The sequence below is a fragment of the Bradyrhizobium sacchari genome, from assembly GCF_002068095.1.
GTDB lineage: Bacteria > Pseudomonadota > Alphaproteobacteria > Rhizobiales > Xanthobacteraceae > Bradyrhizobium > Bradyrhizobium sacchari.
This window is the reverse complement of the sequence record NZ_LWIG01000024.1, coordinates 21373-42567: the sequence shown is the minus strand read 5'-3', so window position 1 is coordinate 42567 and position 21195 is coordinate 21373. Positions and strand designations below refer to the sequence as shown.

21 protein-coding genes are annotated in these 21195 nt (G+C 58.2%); 18 read left to right on the top strand and 3 right to left on the bottom strand.

Translation table 11 applies throughout. The features are described from left to right. Position 1 precedes the first annotated feature (1 nt). Together A5906_RS23860 and A5906_RS23855 are read left to right on the top strand one after the other, a co-directional pair. Positions 2 to 1768 (top strand): ABC transporter permease subunit, encoded by a 1767-nt coding sequence (locus A5906_RS23860; RefSeq protein WP_080137740.1) that lies wholly within the window; start codon positions 2 to 4, stop codon positions 1766 to 1768. A gap of 275 nt (positions 1769 to 2043) precedes the next feature. Next, the gene (locus tag A5906_RS23855; RefSeq protein ID WP_080137739.1) at positions 2044 to 3222 is read left to right on the top strand and encodes a M24 family metallopeptidase; all 1179 of its coding nucleotides are present in this window, start codon (positions 2044 to 2046) and stop codon (positions 3220 to 3222) included. A gap of 139 nt (positions 3223 to 3361) precedes the next feature. Here the strand turns inward: A5906_RS23855 and A5906_RS23850 are convergent, their stop codons facing one another. Continuing rightward, positions 3362 to 4789, bottom strand: coding sequence for an FAD-binding oxidoreductase (locus A5906_RS23850; protein ID WP_080137738.1), 1428 nt, complete (start codon positions 4787 to 4789; stop codon positions 3362 to 3364). Between the two features lie 3 nt (positions 4790 to 4792). On the opposite strand from A5906_RS23850, the gene A5906_RS41660 reads away from it, so the two are divergent. The 3 genes from A5906_RS41660 (at position 4793) to A5906_RS23840 (ending at position 6571) form a co-directional block, all read left to right on the top strand. Then, the gene (locus tag A5906_RS41660) at positions 4793 to 5062 is read left to right on the top strand and encodes a hypothetical protein (RefSeq protein ID WP_136615457.1); all 270 of its coding nucleotides are present in this window, start codon (positions 4793 to 4795) and stop codon (positions 5060 to 5062) included. 77 nt (positions 5063 to 5139) lie between these two features. Beyond that, on the top strand, positions 5140 to 5523 hold the full coding sequence (locus A5906_RS23845) for a group II intron maturase-specific domain-containing protein (RefSeq protein ID WP_080137737.1): 384 nt from the start codon (positions 5140 to 5142) through the stop codon (positions 5521 to 5523). 265 nt (positions 5524 to 5788) lie between these two features. Continuing rightward, the gene (locus A5906_RS23840) at positions 5789 to 6571 is read left to right on the top strand and encodes an aldolase/citrate lyase family protein (protein ID WP_080137736.1); all 783 of its coding nucleotides are present in this window, start codon (positions 5789 to 5791) and stop codon (positions 6569 to 6571) included. Positions 6572 to 6975: 404 nt separating this feature from the next. Here the strand turns inward: A5906_RS23840 and A5906_RS41655 are convergent, their stop codons facing one another. Beyond that, on the bottom strand, positions 6976 to 7206 hold the full coding sequence (locus tag A5906_RS41655) for a hypothetical protein (RefSeq protein WP_136615456.1): 231 nt from the start codon (positions 7204 to 7206) through the stop codon (positions 6976 to 6978). A gap of 361 nt (positions 7207 to 7567) precedes the next feature. On the opposite strand from A5906_RS41655, the gene A5906_RS23835 reads away from it, so the two are divergent. The 10 genes from A5906_RS23835 (at position 7568) to A5906_RS23790 (ending at position 16313) form a co-directional block, all read left to right on the top strand. Continuing rightward, positions 7568 to 8584, top strand: a complete 1017-nt coding sequence (locus A5906_RS23835) for an LLM class flavin-dependent oxidoreductase (protein ID WP_080137735.1) — start codon at positions 7568 to 7570, stop codon at positions 8582 to 8584. A gap of 17 nt (positions 8585 to 8601) precedes the next feature. Further along, complete coding sequence (locus A5906_RS23830) at positions 8602 to 9117, top strand: cupin domain-containing protein (protein ID WP_161495426.1); 516 nt, start codon at positions 8602 to 8604, stop codon at positions 9115 to 9117. A gap of 60 nt (positions 9118 to 9177) precedes the next feature. Further along, a complete protein-coding gene (npdG, locus tag A5906_RS23825; RefSeq protein ID WP_080137733.1) occupies positions 9178 to 9870 on the top strand; it encodes an NADPH-dependent F420 reductase in 693 nt (230 codons plus the stop codon). A 103-nt stretch (positions 9871 to 9973) separates the two neighbouring features. Continuing rightward, entirely contained in the window at positions 9974 to 11110 is a 1137-nt protein-coding gene (gene cofG, locus A5906_RS23820) for a 7,8-didemethyl-8-hydroxy-5-deazariboflavin synthase CofG (protein ID WP_080137732.1), read from the top strand. Positions 11111 to 11121: 11 nt separating this feature from the next. Continuing rightward, on the top strand, positions 11122 to 12390 hold the full coding sequence (gene cofH / locus A5906_RS23815; protein ID WP_080137731.1) for a 5-amino-6-(D-ribitylamino)uracil--L-tyrosine 4-hydroxyphenyl transferase CofH: 1269 nt from the start codon (positions 11122 to 11124) through the stop codon (positions 12388 to 12390). Continuing rightward, on the top strand, positions 12344 to 13360 hold the full coding sequence (gene cofD, locus A5906_RS23810) for a 2-phospho-L-lactate transferase (protein ID WP_080137730.1): 1017 nt from the start codon (positions 12344 to 12346) through the stop codon (positions 13358 to 13360). Before cofH ends, cofD begins: the two co-directional genes overlap by 47 nt. Next, on the top strand, positions 13357 to 13974 hold the full coding sequence (cofC, locus tag A5906_RS23805) for a 2-phospho-L-lactate guanylyltransferase (RefSeq protein WP_080137729.1): 618 nt from the start codon (positions 13357 to 13359) through the stop codon (positions 13972 to 13974). Before cofD ends, cofC begins: the two co-directional genes overlap by 4 nt. Before the next feature lie 4 nt (positions 13975 to 13978). After that, a complete protein-coding gene (cofE, locus tag A5906_RS23800) occupies positions 13979 to 14746 on the top strand; it encodes a coenzyme F420-0:L-glutamate ligase (RefSeq protein ID WP_080137728.1) in 768 nt (255 codons plus the stop codon). Positions 14747 to 14758: 12 nt separating this feature from the next. Continuing rightward, entirely contained in the window at positions 14759 to 15358 is a 600-nt protein-coding gene (gene ribA / locus A5906_RS23795) for a GTP cyclohydrolase II RibA (protein WP_080137727.1), read from the top strand. Positions 15359 to 15404: 46 nt separating this feature from the next. Continuing rightward, positions 15405 to 16313: an amidohydrolase family protein gene (locus A5906_RS23790; RefSeq protein ID WP_080137726.1), complete on the top strand. Its 909-nt coding sequence runs from the start codon at positions 15405 to 15407 to the stop codon at positions 16311 to 16313. Between the two features lie 461 nt (positions 16314 to 16774). On the opposite strand, the gene A5906_RS23785 is transcribed toward A5906_RS23790, so the two are convergent. Continuing rightward, entirely contained in the window at positions 16775 to 17953 is a 1179-nt protein-coding gene (locus A5906_RS23785; protein ID WP_080137725.1) for an FAS1-like dehydratase domain-containing protein, read from the bottom strand. 512 nt (positions 17954 to 18465) lie between these two features. On the opposite strand from A5906_RS23785, the gene A5906_RS23780 reads away from it, so the two are divergent. The 3 genes from A5906_RS23780 to A5906_RS44870 form a co-directional block, all read left to right on the top strand. Beyond that, the gene (locus A5906_RS23780; RefSeq protein ID WP_080137724.1) at positions 18466 to 18927 is read left to right on the top strand and encodes a PaaI family thioesterase; all 462 of its coding nucleotides are present in this window, start codon (positions 18466 to 18468) and stop codon (positions 18925 to 18927) included. A gap of 884 nt (positions 18928 to 19811) precedes the next feature. Next, complete coding sequence (locus A5906_RS23775; RefSeq protein ID WP_080137723.1) at positions 19812 to 20702, top strand: enoyl-CoA hydratase/isomerase family protein; 891 nt, start codon at positions 19812 to 19814, stop codon at positions 20700 to 20702. 177 nt (positions 20703 to 20879) lie between these two features. Continuing rightward, positions 20880 to 21195, top strand: a 316-nt coding sequence (locus tag A5906_RS44870; RefSeq protein ID WP_245326874.1) for an enoyl-CoA hydratase-related protein, incomplete at its 3' end; no start/stop codon positions are given.

The window sequence follows — 21195 nt, the reverse complement described above, 5'->3', positions numbered from 1 at the left end:
GATGGATATTCTCCGCAACGTTTCCCGCAATCCGCTCGGGCTCACCGTTCCCGCCTTGACCATTCTCATTGCCGTTTTCGGCATTCCCACGATCTTCTTTTTCTTTGCCAGCCTGAATGCGCCTGAATATTCGCTGTCGAACTATGAAGCGTTTCTGAGCCGCGGTGCCAACGTCCGCATCCTCTTTCAGACGATCGAGATAAGCGTCATTGCCACGCTCCTCTGCCTGGCCATCGGCTACCCAACGGCTTATCTCATTACGGCTGCGCCCAAACGAGCCCGAGTAGCCCTGACCGTGCTTGTTTTTCTTCCCTGGCTCACGAGCGGCCTCGTCCGCACATATGCATGGATTGTCCTCCTGGGGGACAATGGGCTGATCAATCGCACATTGATTGATCTTGGTCTGATCTCAAGTCCGCTTCCACTGATTTACAACCGACTGGCCGTTTACATCGGCATGGTTCACATCATGCTGCCGGTTATGATCCTGCCGCTGCTAAGTGTCATGCAGGGTATCGACAAGTCCTTGGTGGCAGCAGCGCGAAGTATGGGAGCGCGGCCTTTCACCGCTTTTTGGCGCGTGTTCTTGCCTCTGAGTCTTCCAGGCGTGCGCAGCGGGACTGTTCTCGTCTTCGTCATCTGCCTTGGCTTCTATATCACGCCACAGGCTCTGGGTGGATTGCGTGACGTCATGCTCTCCACCTTTATCGCAAATCAAATCGAGACTTCCTTCAGTATCGGTGTCATTGCCGCCGCAGCCTTCATGCTGCTTGCGATCGCCGCGATAGTACTGTCTGTCCTCGGGCTGGACATGTCAGGCGAACGGGTGCGCCCGGACCGATTCCACGAGGAGCATTGGGCTAGACGGGTCTTTCGCTCTTCCATTGTAACTAGAGGAATGAAAGCAGTAGCCGACAAGTTCCGCGCCGCACGCTGGACGCGACAGCTGTATCAGCGAACTGGCGCCGGCAACTCGTCGGCTCTTGCCGGTTCCGTCTTTTTGGCTCTTGTGATGACATTCCTGCTCCTACCCGGCATGCTCGATGTCGTGATGTCGTTCAGCGGCGGAGCGTATCTGGAGTTTCCGCCGTCGACCTTGTCCCTTCAATGGTACCGGTCTTTTTTGGGCGACCCATCCTGGACGGGTGCCCTCTGGACAAGCGTTCAGGTCGGGCTGATCGTCGCGGCTCTCTCCACAATCGTCGGCACGCTTGCGGCCTATGGACTTAGCCGCACCACCCCGCGGATACGGTCTTCCTTCACCATGTGCCTTATGGCGCCAATCACGTTTCCAGCCATCGTGGTCGGTGTTGCGATCTACTTCGGAATGGCAAAAATCGGGCTGGTGGGCACCGTAAGCGGCATTGTTCTTACCCAGAGCGTCGGCGCTACCGCCTATGCCGTCGTCATCGTGTCGGCCACACTGGCGACTTTTGACCGCCGACTCGAACGGGCCGCGCTGAGCATGCAGGCGAGCCCTATCCAGACATTGGTGCGCGTAACGATGCCGCTCATCCGGCCAGGCATCATCGGCGGGGCGCTGTTTGCTTTCATCCATTCGTTCGACGAGGTGGTGCAAACGTCCCTCGTAAGCGGGTTCGCGATCCGCACGCTTCCGCTCAAAATGTGGGAAAACATGCGCAACGAACTTGACCCGACGATCGCTGCGATCGGATCTCTGCTCACATTGCTGCCGATCCTTTGGCTGGTGGCGCTCTATGTCACGTGGTGGCGCGTCAGGCCCAAGGTCCAAGCGATGGCGCAATAGTCATGGATCGATTGCACACCATACTACTCGCTGTCCTCGCATATGGGAAAGCGTCAAATCTTAAAGCTAGCCGCAAGCGACGACCTCGAATACATGAAGCAGCAATCGCTCAGCTGGTTCAATTCTGCATCAGATCGTCCATGTTGTCGGATAACTGCAATCTCTGACTGACTCTTGCTTCATCGCGGCGCAGTTTCGCCGTAGAATAAAGCAAGTGAGGTCGGCTCTGCGCTGGAAATCAAGCAAGCTTCTTGGCATCGGAAACGGGGATAGACGTGAGAAAAGAGCTGCATTTCGAGAAGGGGGAGTTTCAGGCGCGTCTGTCCGCGGTCAAGACTGCCATGGAAAAGCGCGGGATCGACGTTCTGATGATCTCTGAGCCGCCGAACATGAACTACCTGACCGGCTATGACGCTTATTCCTACTATGTGCCACAGTTCGTCATCGTATCCCTGAAACATGAGCAGCCGGTCTGGATCGGACGGTTCATGGACCGCGTTTCCGCCGTCATGACGACCTATCTCGACGACCAGAACGTCCATGCATACGAAGACAAGTACGTTCACTCGGCGACCCTTTCCGCGTTCGATGTGATCGCCCAGACCGTCAGAGATCTCGGAGGCGAGAAGGCATGCATCGGCGTTGAGCTCGGCGGCTATTACTATTCGGCGAAGGCCCATGCGGACCTGATCCGGGCGTTGCCGGAGGCGAGATTTGTCGACGCGGATTTGCTCGTAAACTGGATTCGTGTCGTCAAGAGTCCGGCCGAACTCGCCTTGATGCGTCAAGCCGGAGCAATTGCAGACGCGATGATGCAGCGCGCTATTGATGTCGCCGCGCCGGGCGTTCGCGAGTGCGACATTGCTGCGGCAGTTTATTACCAGATGGCCGCTGGCACCGCCGAATTCGGAGGCTCCTACGGGTGTGCCCCTCCGTTTCTTTGCGTTGCCGAGCGCGCGGTTGCTCCGCACGCGGCATGGACCGACAAACCCCTGCCCAAATCGACAACGCTGAACCTCGAGCTGTTCGGAAACCGACTTCGGTATCAGGTCAATCTCAGTCGCTCGATCGCGGTCGGCCCCCCATCGCCGGCCTTCCAGAACCTGGCTGACGTGGCAGTTGAAGCGATGAACGCAGCCTTGGACCACGTCCGTCCCGGCCTTACCTGTTCTGAAGTTGAAAGCGTGTTTCGCCGCTCACTTGCCCGCCACGGATTGGAGAAGGAAGCGCGGCTGGGATACTCGATTGGCCTCGGTTATCCGCCTGGCGCGGTTGAGCGGACAGCAAGTCTGCGCAAGGGCGACGAAACAGTTCTCCAGCCTGGCATGTGTTTCCACATGATGCCCGGCTTGTGGCTCGACGATGTCGGTATTGCCATCACTCAGTCATTTGCCGTTACCGAGACTGGGCATGAACCGCTCTCGTCAACGCCTCGCAAACTTTTTGTGAAGTAGAGAGCGCGACTAGCCTTGCCGTGATTACGCTCTCGATGTTCAGACGTTCAGGGCAGCTCAATCGCTCAATCGCAAGCTTCGCCATAGCTCACTGCGGTTTCGGTTACACCTGTCAGCGTGGCACTGAGAAACCCATTACTCAAAGAACCTTACCGGGATTCATGATGCCGAGCGGATCGAGCAAGGCCTTAAAGGAGCGCATCAGCTCGATCGCGACCTTGTCCTTCAGATCAGACAATTCTTCCCGTTTAAGTAGGCCGATGCCGTGCTCTGCCGAGATCGAGCCTCCCATTCGGAGCACAATCTCGTACACCACCGCATCGACATCATGCGAGCGCCCGAGGAAGTCTGCACTATCGCTCCCGATGGGCTGACTAACATTGTAATGGAGATTGCCATCGCCCAGGTGCCCGAAGGGCATCGGTCGCGCGCCAGGAATGAGCTTCACCACCGCAGCATTCGCTTCCGCGATGAAGGTAGGTACGGCCGCGATAGGCACGGAGATGTCGCACTTGATTGAGCCGCCCTCGGGCTTCTGCGCCCTCGCCAATTCGTGGCGCAGCTTCCAGAAATCCGCGCGCTGAAATAGATTGGCCGCAATGACTGCGTCCTCAACGATGTTCTCTTCCATCCCGCGAGTGAGGATCGCTTCCAGCGTGGCCCGCGCATCCTCCCGCGGCGAGGACAATTCCATCAGAACGTACCAAGGATGTCGTTTCGAGAGAGGATCGCGGACGTCGATGCCGTGGCGGACCGAGAAATCCACCGCAATCTCCGGGAGCAGTTCAAAGCTTGTCAGCGTGCCCGCGGCTTCGTTTTGAGAGAGCGTGAGCAGCTTCAGCGCCAGCTCCGGCGATTCCAGCCCGACGAACGCGGTTTCGATCGCTCGCGGCCTCGGAAACAGTTTCAGCGTTGCCGCCGTGATGATGCCGAGCGTGCCTTCCGCGCCGACGAACAGATTGCGCAGATCGTAGCCAGTGTTGTCCTTCTTCAACTTCGACAGTGCGTTAAGGACGCGGCCGTCCGCCAGAACGACCTCAAGCCCGAGCGCCATCTCGCGCGCCACACCGTAAGCAAGCGCCACCGTGCCGCCCGCATTCGTCGAGAGATTACCGCCGATTGTGCAGCTTCCCTCTGCACCCAACGAAAGCGGAAACAGACGATCGACCTCGGATGCCTTTTGCTGCGCGGCCTGCAGCACCACACCTGCTTCGCAGACCATGGTGTTTGAGGCCGTATCGATCTCGCGGATCTTGTCCAGGCGTCGCAGTGACACGACCACCTCGCCATTGAGCGGCGTCTGGCCGCCGACTAGGCCGGTGTTGCCGCCCTGCGGCACCAGAGCAATGTTGTACTCGTTTGCGATCCTGCAGATTGCAGCGACCTCGGCCGTCGAGGCCGGACGCAGGACCAAGGCCGAGAGGCCGCGGAACAATTTGCGTTCCTCGGTGACGTAGGGCTCGATATCTGCCGCATCCGTCAGGGCATCTTTCTCGCCGACGACTTGCTTGAATTTTGCGATCAGCTCAGTCGGGAGCTGGGCTGATGCCGGCCGGACGATGCTCATGTCATGATTTCTCTTTTCTCATCCCGCTTTCGAGCAGTGCCGTCGCCGCATTGTCGATGCTTCGATGCCCTGACCGTATCAACGACTGCCTCCTCTAACACGCTCGCGGCGCCGATTTCCTGCGAATACGTCGCTCTCACCCTTGGAATTGCGATGAATGGCAGTCGGCTTCACAAAAGCGAAGTGCTGGCCCAGCTGGCGATGAGAGCAGTCAGCGTCGTGAAAGCTGACGAAGACATTCTCGCTAGAAAACCCGCAGGAGAAATGGCGTAGCCGGTCGCGGGCCGTGGCGACCGCTATAGGAAGATGTGGAGTGATGAAGCCTGCCTCTGCCTGGCGTCGATCCGCGCATGTTCACGCCGGGTCAGGAGTGCTCTTCTGTAGAGGGATTCGTGTCTTTCATGTCTACCACATCAAGAATAATCAGGCGAGCTCGCCCGGTCGGTGAATCATATACCGCTTCTGTCACTTGCGCGGTGACCGAATGGCGAAACCACTATCGGTACGCCAGCGGAGCCAGCAGTGCGTTCAGCACGCTCGACTGGTGGCTGTGGCAGCGCGTCGGGCGCTGGCTGAAGAAGAAGCCCCGGGCAAGCGTTGTGGGCATGCATGCACCGCCGCTACACTGGCCGGCGCGGAGACAAAGGGGTATGGGGAGACAGGAAAACCCAACTCCTGATTGTGACAGAGCAAGAAATGCGAGCGCTCCGCTTGCGGCAGCAGGGCAGTGTTAAGAGGACGTGCCAGCGAACTAACCGGCATCTCGGCGCGTCGACGAAAAGTCAGGTGCGGGCCCTGGTCCTGCTAGAAAAGAATTCTAGTGGAAGCCGAGCCACTCAATTCGCAGCCTTTCGTCGCCTTACGCAAAATTACGCTCCAATACTGCAGGGATGAAAGAGGAACGCATTAAACGGGCTTCGGGCTTGTCTAGCTTTCCCGCGCTCGGCAGCTTCGGAGTGCCGGCTTGGTTCCTGCCTCTCCCGATCAGCGCGGCTTATCATGACCAATGATCTTCCTCACAACGCCTTTAAGGCAGCCCTTGCCAAGGGCGAGCTGCAGATCGGCTTGTGGTGCTGTCTTGCGGATGCTGTAGCGGCTGAAATCTGCGCTGGTGCTGGCTTCGACTGGATGCTTTTAGACAGCGAGCATTCGCCGAACGACAACCGCACCATTCTGGCCCAGTTGCAGACGGTGCAAGCCTATCCAACTACGGCTATGGTGCGGCCGCCAACCGGAAACGCCGTAACCGTCAAATTGCTGCTGGACATCGGCGTTCAGAATCTCTTGATCCCGATGGTGGATACGGCCGAGCAAGCAAAGGCGTTGGTCTCCGCCACTCGGTTTCCGCCTGAGGGTGTACGAGGCGTCGCGACCCAGACGCGGGCTAGTCGCTGGGGACGCGTGCACCACTATCTAGAGAATGCGCGGCAAGAGATAGGTTTGTTTCTCCAGGTGGAAACGAAGGCGGCGCTCTCCAACATCGAGGAGATCGCCAGAGTTGATGGCGTCGATGGCATTTTTGTTGGTCCGTCGGATTTGGCTGCAACGCTGGGGTATCTCGGAGAGCCTACTCGGCTCGAGGTCCAACGGGAGATTGAGGCTGCGTTTCGGAGCGTCCGGGCAGCCGGGAAACCGATCGGTATTTTGGCCCCCGACGAAACGCTAGCGCGGAGGTATATCGAGTTGGGCGCTACGTTCGTGGCCGTCGGCATTGATACAATGCTCCTGGCGCGGGCCACTTCTGCGTTGCTCAAACGATTTAAGACGTCTCAGAAAGAGTAGCTGCGGCGTCCGCTGTCCTGTCGTCCTTTCCGCGCGCAAACGCATCGGCTCCCGGACATGAACCCCGAGTTGCTCACGAACAGAACACGGGCGGATAACAAGCGCGACCGACCGACATTCAATTCATCCTAAATTGCTGGCAGTGCCGGCGTCCCAGCCGTGTATTCGCGGCCAAACAGACGGGCGGCGCCGCATTTGGATATTGGGCCCTCGCGCGACGAGCGATGGCTTGTGGTCTAGGATCGTCTCGATCTCCTCGACGAGACCGGCATGAGTTTTTCCTAGCTCTGTGCTTACCGACGGCTTACGCGGCTTTCTGGACAAGCCGTAGCTCACGATCATGGCCGGCCAGCCGCAAATCGTGCCGTTCGCGGTTGATTTCGATCGAAGCAGCCAGACGCGATTCAGTTGACACGCATGCTGTCGGCGCCAAGTGCGGCACCTGCGGCGCGACTGAATCCCACGATGGCTATCTTCGCAACGTGAAATTTGCAATAGCTGCTCGCGGCTCGAAGCCAATTGGTGCTGATGTTGAAGACATGGCTCTTGTCGCTGCCGGAGTTCCTGTTGATTTCTGTCTTGGCGGTATGGGTCAGGATAAAGGGCGCAATAGGGTGGAACCCGAAGGACGCCACTCGTACCGCCGCGCCTGACGATGGCTTGGGATAACTCAGTCGATCTTTGATGCGGCCGATTTCGGGGCGGCGATGGGGGGGCGCGAGTCGCGGCGGAGTGGACCTGCGCGACCGTCCATGATCGCATCGGACGAAACGCACTTTTCGTGCTTAAGGACTGATTTTGATATCAGGCGGCGGACGTCAAGAGCGCGGCGCATGTCGCAGTATTCCTGCGAGTTTCTGGCCCATTTTGCCGTTATTGGTCCCAAGATCTGCTTTACATGTTCGGTTGTCACCCAGCGTAACATCCTCGATTAGCCCGCAGAAGGGATAATGCCGCGCTGCGGGAGATCGTCTTACCTCACACTCGGAGATTGGCATGGCAATTAGCTACCTGACGGACATGCGAAACATAAACGGGGCGCCCATCACGCCCAAGCACTACGACGAACAAATTCAGGTGGCGCGGCACGCGGATGAACTCGGCTATAAAACCGTGTGGATTCCTGAAGACCACTGCATGGATGACGGCTTCTGTCCCGCGCCGCTCACAACCCTTGCCGCCTTCGCAAGAGAAACGAAGCGAATCCGCTTGGGAACTGGCATCGCGCAAGTCCCAACGAACCATCCCAGAAGAATCCTCGAAGAGGCGTGCGTCGTCGACGTTCTATCGCATGGCCGACTGACCTTGGGACTCGGGATCGGCGCATACGAAACTGAGTACAAGGCGTTCGGAGTGCCGTGGAATCAGCGCGGCAAGCTGATGGAAGAGGGTGTCAAGTTCATCAAGCAGGGCTTCGCAGGCGGCCCTTTGCCGGACGGACTGCCGCTGGTGGTGCCGCCTGTGCAGCGACCAATCCCGATCATCGGGGGTACGAAATCACAAGCGGCTACGGATCGGTCTGCCCGCCTGATGGACGGCAACTTGGCCACGTGGCATCTCGATCATGAGAAGGATCTCGGAAGGTTCTGGAACGAATGGCTTTTTCCTTCGCTGCAGAAGCATGGTCGTAAGCTGGAAGACTTCCAGCTTCCTATGATGTCGACGATCTGGGCATCCGAGACTTACAAGGACGACTGGCACGAATTCCTTGGTCCGGCCTTTCTCTATCGATCGCGCAAGTATGACGAAGGGTATGCTTCGAACAAGCGGCCAGAGCAGGCTCAGAAATGGAGCGAGGCCGATCGGGCTGGGTTGGAAAGTATGCTGCCCCGCATGCTCGTCGATACACCCAAAAACATCGTGGAGCGCCTGACGAGGCTCCGGAAGGTGTTTCCGTTTGACGAACTCGTGGTCATGAAGGTTCAGGGCATTCCGCACGAACTTTTCGTCAAGCAGCTCACTACGCTGAGAGAGCAGATCGCCCCACTCGTCTTCCCCGAAAATAAATGGTGAAAGGCCGGATAAAGCCGATGAAAAATCAAGCTGTGGCGAACAAGAATGTGTCGATGATCGAAGGCAAAGAAAAGCCGTTCGTTGTCAAATGGGATGAGCGCAGGGCCAACTGGGATTCCTCGCTGAGGCCAGAAAAGGTCGGATGGCAGCGTGCCATGCTGGACCCTGGGGTGGGCGGCGCGAGCTTCAGGATGATGGCCCTCGCCTTGCCTTTCGGCCGTTCGCGTCCCTTTCACATCACACCAGGTGCAGAACTTTTCATCTTCGTCCTGGAGGGCGAGATGGAATGGGGCATCGGGCCGAATGTCAATAACCTTGAATGGTTCCGACTCGGCAAGTACGATTCTTTGTTCGTTCCTAATGGCTTTGGCACCGACTATCGTAATTCGGGCCAGGTCGATGCCAAATATCTAGTCGGCTTCGGCCGCGTCGGGGACAATTGGCCCAATACGATCCTTTGGCAGTTGGAGGGCGACGACGAGCCGCGCGCGTACGATTTCAAAGCGTGGGAAAGCGTCGGCAAAGGAAAGTAGCTGTCGGCAGGAATGACGTTGCTCGCTGCCGGAGTGACCAAACGGAGTAAACGGTCTTACATGAATTCCGACACGACAATCGCCATTCTTGGCGGGACCGGCCCGCAGGGCCAGGGGCTCGCACTTCGCTTCGCAATTGCGGGCGTAAGCGTTGCCCTTGGCTCGCGCGACGGCGATCGCGCAGCGGCGATCGCAGAGGAGCTGAACAAGAAACTCAATGGCCGATCAGAGGCCCACATCCATGGGTGCGACAACCTGGGCGCAGTCGATGCGGCCGAGCAATTCGTGTTAGTGGCTGTGCCTTACGCCGGTCATGATGCAACGCTCGCTGCAATCAAGAGCCGTCTCTCCGGCAAGGTGCTGGTCGATCTGGTCGTCCCTTTGGCAGCAGCGAATCCCCGGGCTGTAGCGATGCCGAAGGAGGGATCGGCAACTGAGGCCGCGCAGGCGCTGCTTGGAAGTGAGATGAAGGTGGTTGGCGCTTTGCACAACGTCTCGGCCCACACGCTCAATGCACTTGATGAGAAGATCAACTGCGACATCCTTGCGTGCGGAGATGACTTGGAGGCAACCGACGCTGCCGTTGACCTGATCAAGCGGCTAGGCGTCGAAGCGTACAACTGTGGCCCGGCGGTGAACGCTCGGTGCATCGAGGCAATTACACCTATCCTGATCCGGCTGAACATGAGCAAGAAGGTGCCGTTCAGCCACGCCGGCATCAGGATTTGGCGACCCGGCCATTCCGGCGTATGATCTGTCATGAGAAGCTCTTGAACATGAAGCGCTACGCCGCAGCGGCTCCGTCACTCGCGAATGGGCGCAATCTCTCGGCGGCCATCACCGAAGGAGCCTTGTAGTGAGCGCCTCAGGCTTGCTTGGACTCCGCGCGGTTGAAGATGCCGAACTCGGGCAGCTGTTCGCCCAGGCGACGGCGAAGCGGGATGCGTACTGGGGGGCGATTGCCACGTACTCCCGGAAAGTGTTCATTCCGCTGACGAATTTATGTCGTGACAGTTGCGGATACTGTACATTCGTCAAGCAACCGGGAGAGTCTGGCGCCGGATACTTGAGCCCAGAAGAGGTGCTACGTGTTGCGTCCCGAGGCGAAGAGCTCGGATGCAAAGAAGCGTTGTTCTCCCTGGGAGAGAAGCCCGAGCTGCGGTACCCGCAAGCTCGTGACATGCTCGCGAGCCTCGGTTACCGATCGACGATCGACTATGTCATCGCAATGTGTGAGCTCGTTATCTCGAACACCTCGTTGATCCCGCACGTCAATGCTGGAACCATGAGCCGGGACGAACTTAAGCGCGTCAAAGAAGTGAGCGGCAGCGCCGGCTTGATGCTCGAAAACGTGAGCCGTCGGCTGATCGGCAAGGGGATGCCGCACTACGCTTGCCCGGACAAGGTGCCGTTGCAACGTCTCCGGACGCTTGATGCCGCAGGCGAAGCGTCCGTGCCGATGACAACGGGAATCCTGATTGGCATCGGCGAGACTTGGGATGAGCGAATCGAAAGTCTGCAGAGCATCGTCGATATTCATGAGCGACATGGTCACATCCAGGAGGTGATCGTGCAGAACTTTCGGGCCAAGCTCGGGACGGCGATGGCAACTCATCGCGAACCGGACATGACCGATATGCTTCGCACTCTGGCAATCGCCCGTCTCATGCTGCCGGTAGAAATTTCCCTGCAGGCGCCGCCCAACCTGAATGAAGCGTTCGAGCGCTATCTGGACGCCGGCATCAATGACTGGGGTGGCGTGTCTCCGCTCACTGCGGACCACATTAATCCAGAGTGTGCCTGGCCTGCGGTCGAGGAAATCGCATTTCGTACCAAGCAGAAGGGCATGCGCTTGGTGGAGCGGCTGACGACATATCCGCTCTATCTTCGGCAGCCCGAAAAGTATCTTCGTCCGGTCACTCACGAGGCACTTCGCCGTCTCGCGCGTGAAGATGGCTACGCGGCCCATCAGGCTCACGCCGACGCAAGCTAAAGGAAAGTTGCATGCATAGCGCCCAGCCATTCAAACCGTCGACCCTTCGGGCGAAGTCTTGGGAGGCACTCCTTAGCCAGAGCAGCAGGCAAGTTAGGCATATTCTTGAAGGCGCCCTATTGGGCCGCGAGGTTACGCGCCAAGACGGTGAGACCCTGTTCGGCGCGGCGTCTGCAGATCTTCCGGCGATCGTACGGGCCGCGGACATTGTCCGCGAGCAGCGGGTCGGGGACAGGGCCAGCTTTGTCATCGTCCGGAACGTCAACTTCACGAACGTGTGCTACATGGGATGCCGCTTCTGCGGCTTCGCCAAGCGTAAGGAAGACCCTGACGCGGTCTGGTACAGCATGGACGAGGTGGCACACCGCGCGCAAGTTGCGTGGGATCGTGGTGCGACGGAAGTCTGCATGCAGGGTGGTCTTCATCCTGATCTGCCGCCGACGTACTACCGCGACCTCCTGATCGCTGTGAAGCGCCAAGTGCCGCGCATGCACGTGCATGCCTTTTCGCCTTTCGAAGTCTGGTTCGGGGCGCACAAGCGGAAGATGTCGACGCGGGAGTTCCTGCTGGAGCTTCGGGCAGCAGGGCTCGGCTCGATGCCAGGTACTGCAGCCGAGATCCTTGATGTCGAGGTGCGGAGGAAGCTGACCCGAAACAAGCTGACCACGGAGGCGTGGGTCGACACAATCCGGGCGGCGCATTCCATCGGGCTTCGCAGCACGTCGACGATTATGTTCGGGCACATTGACGGTCCGTCCCATTGGGCTGCGCACATCGACTTGATCCGGTCGATCCAGAAGGAGACCGGTGGTTTCACAGAGTTCGTGCCCTTGAGCTTCGTGTATGCCGAGTCGCCCCTGTACGTGGACCGCGCGATCCCTGGTGTACGCGCAGGCGCCACCCAGGAAGAAAACTTCAAGATGCACGCTATTGCGAGGCTGATGCTCGCGGGCTGGATCGACAACATTCAGGTTTCATGGGTGAAGCTCGGTGCGCAAATGGCAGCCGAGATGCTCCACGCCGGCGTCAACGACCTCGGCGGGACGCTGATGGACGAGTCAATTTCGCGATCGGCGGGAGCCGACTTCGGCGAGGAGCTGACTCCGGTCGAAATGGTCAGGTTGATCCGCCACGCTGGCCGTACGCCGGTGCGCCGGAGCACGCTCTACGAAACGCTCGAGGAGTTCTCGGATCACGAGCCAGTGGACATCGGGCCTCTCAAACCGCGGCCGCATGACCCGATCGATTTCCTTCGTCACCGGTACGTGGCTGCTGAGTGAGGCGCTAAGCATGAAAGTAGCAGTCCTCGCCGGCGGTGTAGGAGGCGCTCGCATGGCACTCGGCTTTGCTGGAATCGTTCCCGCGGACGATCTCAGCATCATCGTGAATGTCGGTGACGACGATCGGTTCCATGGCCTATATGTCTGCCCGGACTTGGATACGGTACTCTATACGCTTTCCGGGGTTGTTGATCGGACGCAAAGTTGGGGTGCCGCAGACGATGGCACGCGTGCGCTCGAGGTTCTTCGCAAGCTGAATTCTCCAGGCGCCTGGATGAAGCTTGGCGACGCAGACCTCGGGTTGCATCTCTACCGTACATCGCGGCTCGCGCAAGGTGCATCGCTCACTGCGGTGACCGAAGAAGTCAGTCATCGGTTCGGCGTCCACTGTGCTCTCTTACCTGTTTCGGACGAGGAGTGTCCGACAATGGTGGAATCTGCGACTGGGCTCCTGAGGTTTCAAGAGTGGTTCGTGCGCGACCGTGCCGGTCCCGCTGTAAAGAAGTTGCGCTTCCAGGCCGCGCATAGGGCTCAGATCACGGACCGCGTACGCGCCGCACTCCGCGCCGCGGATATCGTCGTGCTAGCGCCATCGAACCCTTACCTTTCGATCCTTCCCATGCTAGAAGTAGGAGGCATGCGAGAAGCATTGCATCACGCACCTGGATTGAAGGTGGCAGTCTCGCCGCTCATCGGAGGGCGAGCGATCAAGGGGCCACTGGTGAAGCTAATGAGCGATCTCGGGATCGGCTCATCGAACTCCGACATCGCTGCGATCTACTCGGACTTTGTGGACGTATTTGTCGTTGACGACGGCGACACGCGGGACGCGGCCAACTTTTCGCGCGGATGCGCATTGCAGGTGACAGCGATGCCCATACTGATTCCTGACGCACCCCGCGCCGAAGATCTTGCGAGGCGACTCATTGAACTTGCGAGCGCGCGCAGAACGACGGGAGTAGCAGGATGAGGACCGTGGTTGCGATCCCGATGAAGGATCCGGCAGAGTCAAAGAGCCGGCTTGCAGACGCGCTGACGGCCGCTCAGCGCGAAAAAATGGCGCTAGCGCTATTCCGCAGGGCACAGAGTTTCTTCGGTGCGCAGTTTCCTGATTTTGAACGCTTGGTAGTCACACCTTCGCGGCGCATAGCCACCGAAGCTACTGCGTGCAGCGCGGTGGTGCTGGTCGAAGAGAGCACGCGCGGCTTGAATAAAGCCGCCGAGCGCGCATTCATCTGGGCGAAAACACGGGGGTGTGACCGACTGTTGATCGTCCCAGCGGACATCCCAATATGGTTGCGATCAGAGCTCGATGAGCTGTTGGACCACGGACGACGGTTTGACGTCGTTGTCGCACGCGCTCATGACGGCGGTACCAATGCGCTGTTGATCAATCTGACCCGAACGGATCGATTTGAATTTTGCTATGGCTTCGATTCGGCCAGACGCCACGCCGATGTGGCTTCTGCTGCTGCCTTGAGCTCGGTAACGAAGCAGTGGCCTTTCCTGGGCCACGACGTCGACACGGTGGCGGACTGCCTGGTCCTGAGCCAGAAACTCTCCTCTCTAACGGACGCCAGCTAGAACCATGCGACTCGAGCTCTTCGCGATTCCGGGTGTTCCCGACGTGCAACCAGGCGATGACGTCGGTGCAATTCTGGCACAGGCGGCGCGGGCCTCGTGTGAAGAATTGCGCGAGTCCGACATTATCCTCGTCGCACAGAAGATCGTCTCGAAGAGCGAGGGACGCTTCCGCGTGCTGTCGGAAATCGTACCCTCCGCTGAGGCGCTGGACATCGCCAAGCGGTGTGGCAAGGACGCTCGGAAAGTTCAGGCAATCCTTGATGAGAGTTCAGCGATCCTTCGGGTTTCGAACGCGGCCCCCGACGGAATCATCATCGCTCGCCACAAAAGCGGCTGGGTTTCTGCCAACGCTGGAATCGACGAGTCGAACCTTGGCTCGACGCAGGGCCAGCTGTTGCTTCTGCCGGTTGATCCGGACGCGAGTGCGTCGCGGATCGCCGAGAGCATTCTTCGCTACAATGGACAGAAGCCCGGAGTGATCGTGACTGACACGTTCGGACGACCATGGCGCAAGGCCCTTGTCAACGTCGCTTTAGGTACGTCCGATGTGCCGCCCATCATCAGCTGGGTAGGGAAGACCGATGCTTATGGCCGGCGGCTGAATGTGTCCGAACAGGCAATGGCGGATGAGCTGGCCGCCGCATCGGGGCTTCTAATGGTCAAGAACGCTGGTACACCGGCTGTGGTCGTTCGAGGGTTGCAATGGGACCGTACGGGCGGAGCCACCTGCCGCGATTACGTTCGGCCAGTCGAGCAAGACCTCTTCACTTGACGAGACGTTGTGATGCACGCCGCTAAGGTACGCGTTCGGGCCGTTTCCTTCATCCCGCTCAATGGACTCACCAGACCGACCAAGTTTTACACCTTTGATGGTCTGTCCCGAACCGATCACTTTGCAATCAAGGTCGGCGATCCTTCGGGCATACCACTCGTGCGGATCCACTCGGAATGCGTTACGGGCGATGTCTTTGGTTCATTGCGGTGTGACTGCGGCTCGCAACTCAAACGGGCGCTGTCGAAACTTGATGTAGACGAAGGATGGATCCTTTATCTGCGTCAGGAAGGCCGCGGGATCGGCTTGGCAGCAAAGATTGATGCGTACGTCCTGCAGGAGGACGGACTAGATACTTTCTCGGCAAACCGCGTGCTGGGGTACTCAGATGACGAGCGTGATTATTCCGATGCGGCACAGATGCTCGCTGTTCTCGGATATTCCACGATCAGGCTCATGAGCGGCAATCCCGAGAAAGCTGCGGCGTTACGCAACGCCGGGATACAGGTGACCGAATTGGTGCCTTGCGCCGGAGTTGGGACTCCGTTCAACAGAGCCTATCTCGAGGCCAAGGAAGCGCGTACGTGCGGCGACCCTGCGCGGGCATTCTAAACGTGATCGAGCCGTTCAGATCGCCATACCATCTGGGAGCACGATCATGGACATTGTCGACAGCCAAGTTCACGCCTTTTTCACGCTTGGTCTTGACGAAACTCTTGCGGCGATGAACGCGATTGGAATCCAGAGCGTCATCATCGACGAATACTGGGGAGATGGGCCGAGAGGCGAGCTGCCTTCGGCGTCCCTCCGTACTGGCGGTCAGCGGCCGATCAGCCCGTTGGCCCAGGCAGCTGTGTTGAAGCATCCAGATCGCTTCGCGATCCTCCAGCGTGTCGAGCGCACGGATCCTGCGCTCGCATCCTGGTTTTCGATTTTGGCTGACACGCCTGGATGCAAAGCAGTCCGAATTATTACAATTGATCCAACGGAGCTGCGCGCACTCGTCGACGGAGACTACGATGAAATCCTGCAGCTCGCGCGACGGCATGATCTCACTGTGAACGTTTTCGGGCGGAGTGCTTACGCTGCACTAGAGGGAGTGCTCTCGCGTTTCCCCGATGTGCGCTGCGTGCTCGATCATTGTGGCGCGCCGGCCTCATCGGTCGATTGGGAGGCGATCCTGTCCGCTGGAAGATCGCATGCAAATCTTTGGTTGAAGTGGAGCCACGCACATCGTTGGTTCGAGGCCGGACCGTATCCGTACGTAGATCTTCAGGCACAATTAATTCGTGCACTAGACGCATTCGGACCAGAGCGTCTGATGTGGGCAAGCGACTTCACGCATGACCGCTTAGGATCGAGTTGGGGCGAGTTGCTGTTCTATTTGCGTGATTCCCTGTTGCTTTCCGAATCGGACAAAGAATGGCTACTTGGACGTGCCGCGCGCACCGCGTATCGCTGGCCCGCGCCCGCTGAAGCCTTCTCACAGCCCCACCTCACAAGACTCAACTCCATTCCGTACCAAAAGCTGATTCCGGCGCCCGGAGCTCAGGAATTGAAACCGTAGTGCCTCGCGGGATGCCAGAAGTTGAGTTTCTGACTAACCTCCGGCTTCCAAGCCTCCTTCTTGTGAGAAGGTCTGAATTATCCAAATTCGCCGGAAAATCACCCAGATCACATGCAACTCCCTGCGACTTGGATTCGACGATGGCTGAAGCCTGCTTCGCTGTCGGCGCGGACATCTTTGTCTATGACCGCCTGGGCGCTCGAAGATGGATTCAAATCAAGTCGCTCGCCCGAAACATGCCAGGAATCGAAGCGCACGCAAGTAATGCTACAAGATCGCCGCGGGACAAGTCCCGCGGCGGATGAAACACTCTGTCCATCTGGGTGCCCGCCACATGCCCGAACAGCCGCAGCACTTTGTCGTCATGATAGCCAGCTTGCGTTAACAGGCGCCAGTTTGCCTTCGTCCTAGAGATGGACGCCAGAAGGCAATCTGATCGCGGCCTGTCGCGTTGCGCCTCGCTATTCGAGCGGAAGCTCAATTTTTCCGGTGCCACTGCATTGTCGGAGGCCATCCTGGTTAACCAGGTGGTAAGCGAGGTGGACCGTTCCGTGACCTGCTGGTCCCGGTGAAAGCTCAGTCACCTCCGTGTCGATATAGGTGACGTCACCACTCCAAATTGAGCTGTTGAAACGAATTGTGAGGTGCCGCAGGAAGCCCCATTCGCCGGCCCAGTTCGCCAAGTGATCAGTAGCCCAAATAGTCATGGCAGAGCCAATCGCGAAGGAGCGAGGCAGGCCGCCGCGGATCGCAGCCTTATCGTAGACGTGTCGGCCGCGACCATCGTTCATCACAAACCGAGGTCTGTTGAGCGGCATCTCAGGAAGGTCGGGGATGTCGTAACCGAAATTTGAATTCCTGGGCAGGAGCGGTGGCTGATCGGGCACATGTGTAAGTCCCCACACGTCTTCGGCGCAGCAAGCATCCGTGTAGAGGAACGTGAGCCCTGTGTGGGGGCCGAATATCGCGCGAGGCAGCTTGTCCCCGACCTTAACCGAACTAAAGAGCCGCTTCCCGTGGTTTCGGAAGGTTCGCACATACGCGAGCTTTGCCTCGCGCAACTCGTCGATTTGGGCGTCGGTCCATTCAGGCTCGGGCGGGACCGGCGCGGCAGTCTCGAGCTTGCCTTTACCGAGGATCAACCCGTTCTCTTTCGGGTGAGCCATAACTGTAGATCGCTTCTTGATGACGATCCCTCGTTGCGTTGCGAACGTGATACCGAAGTTGAGGAAAACGCTCGGACCGTAACGCGTGTTCGTCGGACGAGCCGACGAGAGCACCCGATCGATGAACAGCTGGTCTTCGGCGTATATTCGTGGCCCGTAAAAGAAAAACTCATCGCTGACGTGAAAGCCGGCCATGAGAGTCTTGCTCATAAAAATAAAGTCGTCGCCGGCCGCGCGGATACCGGTAAACGATTGAGGCGCAACGATCTGCTCAAACCGGCTCGCCGCCGCCCAGCTCTCATCGAAATGAAGCGGATTATAGTTGTCAGTGTGTGTTACCCAGCGCTGAAAATCTTGATTGACAAAGGGAACCTTCATCTGGACGCCACCGTGTGGAACGCCGACCCAGGGCTCGAATTCCTTCATGTCGATCTGAATGAGGTCTGAACCCTCTCGTTCCTTCGTTCCTGACATGATTCAATGTCCTTGGTTTATTGTCGACATGCAAGACGGTCGCGTCTTGTAGATTGAGCTTCTGAGGACCCAGTGGGATGCGCACTCGACCGGTCCCTACGGATTTCTTACTCTAGAAGTAATCCTGTATCGATTTCTGCAATATGCAGCAGTTTTCGCTGAAATTCAGCGGCCGCGCAGTCTTTCCCGAGGATTTTGCCACCGCGCGGACGGGGCATTGTTTGGACGCTTCAGGCTAATGATGAGCCCGCAGCAGCAATAGCCAAAGTCATTCGGACCAGGATCCGCGCAGGGCCACCGAGCGATACCTCATTTTGAGCGTGGACCCACATATCATTCCACATTCGCAGATTAGCTGCAGATGCGGGCCGAGTTCGCCGTCTTTAAGCGCTCCAGTCATTCTACTGTCCCTTATCCAAAAGACGTCTGCCCAACCAGTGAATTCTTTGCTGCGGAAAATCCCAAGTACGGCGACGGATGATCAATCGAATCGGAAAATTCGAGGACATATTATGAGCGACTACGCGAATTTCACGGCCTCCCGCGTGCAAGTTGTTGCCGAAGGCGAGTTCAAAGGGTGGAAGCTTTACGACGACGGAGGCTTTGAGATCAATGTAGGCCCGTTCTTTTATCGGCAAGAGGCTGATGGCAACATGCGTTGCGCCTTCCGAGTTGAAAAGAAGCACGTCAGAGACACCGGTATCGTCCATGGCGGCTGCCTGGTGGCGTTTGCCGACTTTTGCGCAGGCGTGATTCCTGTCCCGGTGAAGCAAGGAGGAGACAGCGTGACTGTCACTCTCGGATGTGAGTTTCTCGACGCTGCCGGCGAAGGCGACCTGATCGTAGGAACGGGTGAAGTCACCCGCGCTGGACGCTCGATGGTCTTCGTGCGAGGTCAATTGACGTCCGGAGAGCGTAAATTATTGACCTTCTCGGGCACACTTAAGCGGTTAAAGCCAAAGCCAAGCGCCTAGCTCTCGACCTTGGGTGAAACACGCCCCCGAGATGCTTTGGAGGCAATCGGCGCCGTGTTGCAAATCGCCGATTCCTTCGTGGCAATAAGATGCGCAACGCGCGCAACGCAGACGAAGGCGATCCAAGTGCAAGGCCTTTGTGGCGCAAGCATCTGCGCGATGCATGTATCCGTTGCGAGCGATCAAGCGCCAGTCCACGATTGAACAGACCGATCGCAGGAGCGGTGTATCGTCGTTACGCTCAAACCGTTGGGCGGCAATGACGCATCGGGCCATCTCGAGCCTAGGGGTGGTCGTCCTCCCGCAGGAACGGTCGCAGTGGCGCGGCTCGCAAATTCGGTGGCTGCGCGACCGTTTCGTGTTGCAGGCTTCGCTGCATTAGTAGTGGAGTTTTATAACTGTAACATGGTGCCGTATCACGGTCCCGAATTCCGCGGATGGCGGAAGCAAATCGCGCGGCTCGACTGACGCTACCATTCAGACCGGCGCCGCGCGCCTGGATCACGGCTATCGCATGACGCCAATCGTTGGTGCGCCAATTGCGCGAGCAAGGCTAACTGCCCGATCCAAGTGTCTGGCCAATCTGGTCGAGCGGACGGTGTGTGGGGTTCTCAAAAAGAGGAAATCAAGCCGCACAGGGGTGCTTACTATTTGGAAAAGCGCGACGCCGAATTCGAATTGAAGATGGCCGCCTTCTGTGTGTCTATCGTGCAGTCGAGGTTTGAAAGAAGTGTCTTTTCAGGCATATAGTTCGCAGGATTTCGTCCGAGTTTTTCAAAAATGCGCGGTTTTTGCCATCGTACGCGCTTTACAGTTCGGATTGTCCGGGCGCCCGAGGCAACCCACCAGCAAGATATCGGCGTTAGCGTATCTGGAGGCATCTCATGCATAACACCATTCTCTACGAGGCGAACGACCGTGTCGCGTGGATCACATTGAACCGACCAAACAAGCGAAATGCGCTTTCGATCAAGCTCTGCAACGAATTCTTGGATGCAATCGCGATCGCCGAGCGCGATCCAGACGTGCGCGTGATTGTAATTAAAGGAGCTGGCGATCGGTCTTTCTCCAGTGGATTCGATATGGCCGAAGACAAATCGGAGTTTGGCCCGTCCGAACGTGCGGAATGGACGTTCGATCATCTGGAGAAGCTTCTTGACCACGCCTGCGAGTTTCTACATTCCGTGTTCCACTGCTCTAAGCCGGTTATCGCGATGATCAACGGCCACTGTCTCGCAGGGGCCTTGGACTTAGCCCTCTGGTGTGACCTGCGCTACTGTTCCGACGATTCTCGCTTCGGGGCGATCGAGGTCCGGTTCGCGGCTGGCGATACGGAACTCCCGATTATGTCGCATGTGATCGGTCAGCGTTGCCGCGAGCTGGTCTACACCGGCGACGTGATCGATGCCCAGGAGGCGCACCGTCTCGGCCTCGTCAACCGTGTGTTCCCTAAGGCAAGCCTCGAAGAGGAGGTCACGCGCATCGCGAAGCGTATATCCCGTGTCGCACTGCCAACCTTGGTGTGGAGCAAGAGGTCACTCAACAATACGCTTCACGCGGCCGGGCTTGATTCTGCTTTGCGATATAGCTACGCGAGCGACTTGATTATCAACAAGTCGGACTCCGAGTACCGGCGCTTCCGAGAGTTGCTACGTACTGAAGGCGCGAAAGCAGCGTCGCGGTGGATTGAATCAATCTTTGCGCCATTTGAACCCGAAATGTCGGGGGTGGCTTCTCATATGGCTTCCAAGCAACCCACAAAAGCGGGGGATTGAGCGAGCCGCGCGATTTGTCCGGAGAATCGGTAACGCGCGTGACGGATCTGAGCGGCGTAATGCTCGCGTCGCGCCGTCGAGGCATTTGACTTCGGGTTTGACTCCAGCTTCTCGCATCAGCGTCAACGCCATCTCTCACAGAGGAAACGTACGTGCACTCGCTTCAGGGGAAAAAGAATGGCTGACACTGTTATCACACGCCGTGAAGGTGCGATCCTTGAAGTCACGCTGGATCGGCCAAAGGCCAACGCGATTGATATGGGCGCGTCGCGGCTGATGGGGGAGGCGTTCAAGGCGTTCCGCGACGATCCGGAGCTGCGCGTTGCCATCCTCAAGACCGCCGGCGATAAGTTCTTCTGCGCCGGGTGGGACCTTAAGGCCGCCGCCAGCGAAGATGAAGTCACTGCCAACTATGGGGTCGGTGGATTTGGTGGACTGCAGAGACTGCGTGACCTCAACAAGCCGGTGATCGCGTGTGTCAACGGTATGGCGG

Excerpts from the sequence above, each read along its gene's own strand:
- cofH (WP_080137731.1), top strand. The coding sequence starts at position 11,122 with ATGCATAGCGCCCAGCCATTCAAACCGTCGACCCTTCGGGCGAAGTCT.
- A5906_RS41660 (WP_136615457.1), top strand. The coding sequence starts at position 4,793 with ATGATTTCTCTTTTCTCATCCCGCTTTCGAGCAGTGCCGTCGCCGCAT.
- cofD (WP_080137730.1), top strand. The coding sequence starts at position 12,344 with ATGACCCGATCGATTTCCTTCGTCACCGGTACGTGGCTGCTGAGTGAG.
- npdG (WP_080137733.1), top strand. The coding sequence starts at position 9,178 with ATGAATTCCGACACGACAATCGCCATTCTTGGCGGGACCGGCCCGCAG.
- A5906_RS23830 (WP_161495426.1), top strand. The coding sequence starts at position 8,602 with ATGAAAAATCAAGCTGTGGCGAACAAGAATGTGTCGATGATCGAAGGC.
- A5906_RS23785 (WP_080137725.1), bottom strand. The coding sequence starts at position 17,953 with ATGTCAGGAACGAAGGAACGAGAGGGTTCAGACCTCATTCAGATCGAC.
- cofC (WP_080137729.1), top strand. The coding sequence starts at position 13,357 with ATGAGGACCGTGGTTGCGATCCCGATGAAGGATCCGGCAGAGTCAAAG.
- cofE (WP_080137728.1), top strand. The coding sequence starts at position 13,979 with ATGCGACTCGAGCTCTTCGCGATTCCGGGTGTTCCCGACGTGCAACCA.
- A5906_RS23790 (WP_080137726.1), top strand. The coding sequence starts at position 15,405 with ATGGACATTGTCGACAGCCAAGTTCACGCCTTTTTCACGCTTGGTCTT.
- A5906_RS23835 (WP_080137735.1), top strand. The coding sequence starts at position 7,568 with ATGGCAATTAGCTACCTGACGGACATGCGAAACATAAACGGGGCGCCC.
- ribA (WP_080137727.1), top strand. The coding sequence starts at position 14,759 with ATGCACGCCGCTAAGGTACGCGTTCGGGCCGTTTCCTTCATCCCGCTC.
- A5906_RS23845 (WP_080137737.1), top strand. The coding sequence starts at position 5,140 with ATGTTCACGCCGGGTCAGGAGTGCTCTTCTGTAGAGGGATTCGTGTCT.
- A5906_RS23840 (WP_080137736.1), top strand. The coding sequence starts at position 5,789 with ATGACCAATGATCTTCCTCACAACGCCTTTAAGGCAGCCCTTGCCAAG.
- A5906_RS23860 (WP_080137740.1), top strand. The coding sequence starts at position 2 with ATGGATATTCTCCGCAACGTTTCCCGCAATCCGCTCGGGCTCACCGTT.
- A5906_RS23775 (WP_080137723.1), top strand. The coding sequence starts at position 19,812 with ATGCATAACACCATTCTCTACGAGGCGAACGACCGTGTCGCGTGGATC.
- A5906_RS23780 (WP_080137724.1), top strand. The coding sequence starts at position 18,466 with ATGAGCGACTACGCGAATTTCACGGCCTCCCGCGTGCAAGTTGTTGCC.
- A5906_RS23850 (WP_080137738.1), bottom strand. The coding sequence starts at position 4,789 with ATGAGCATCGTCCGGCCGGCATCAGCCCAGCTCCCGACTGAGCTGATC.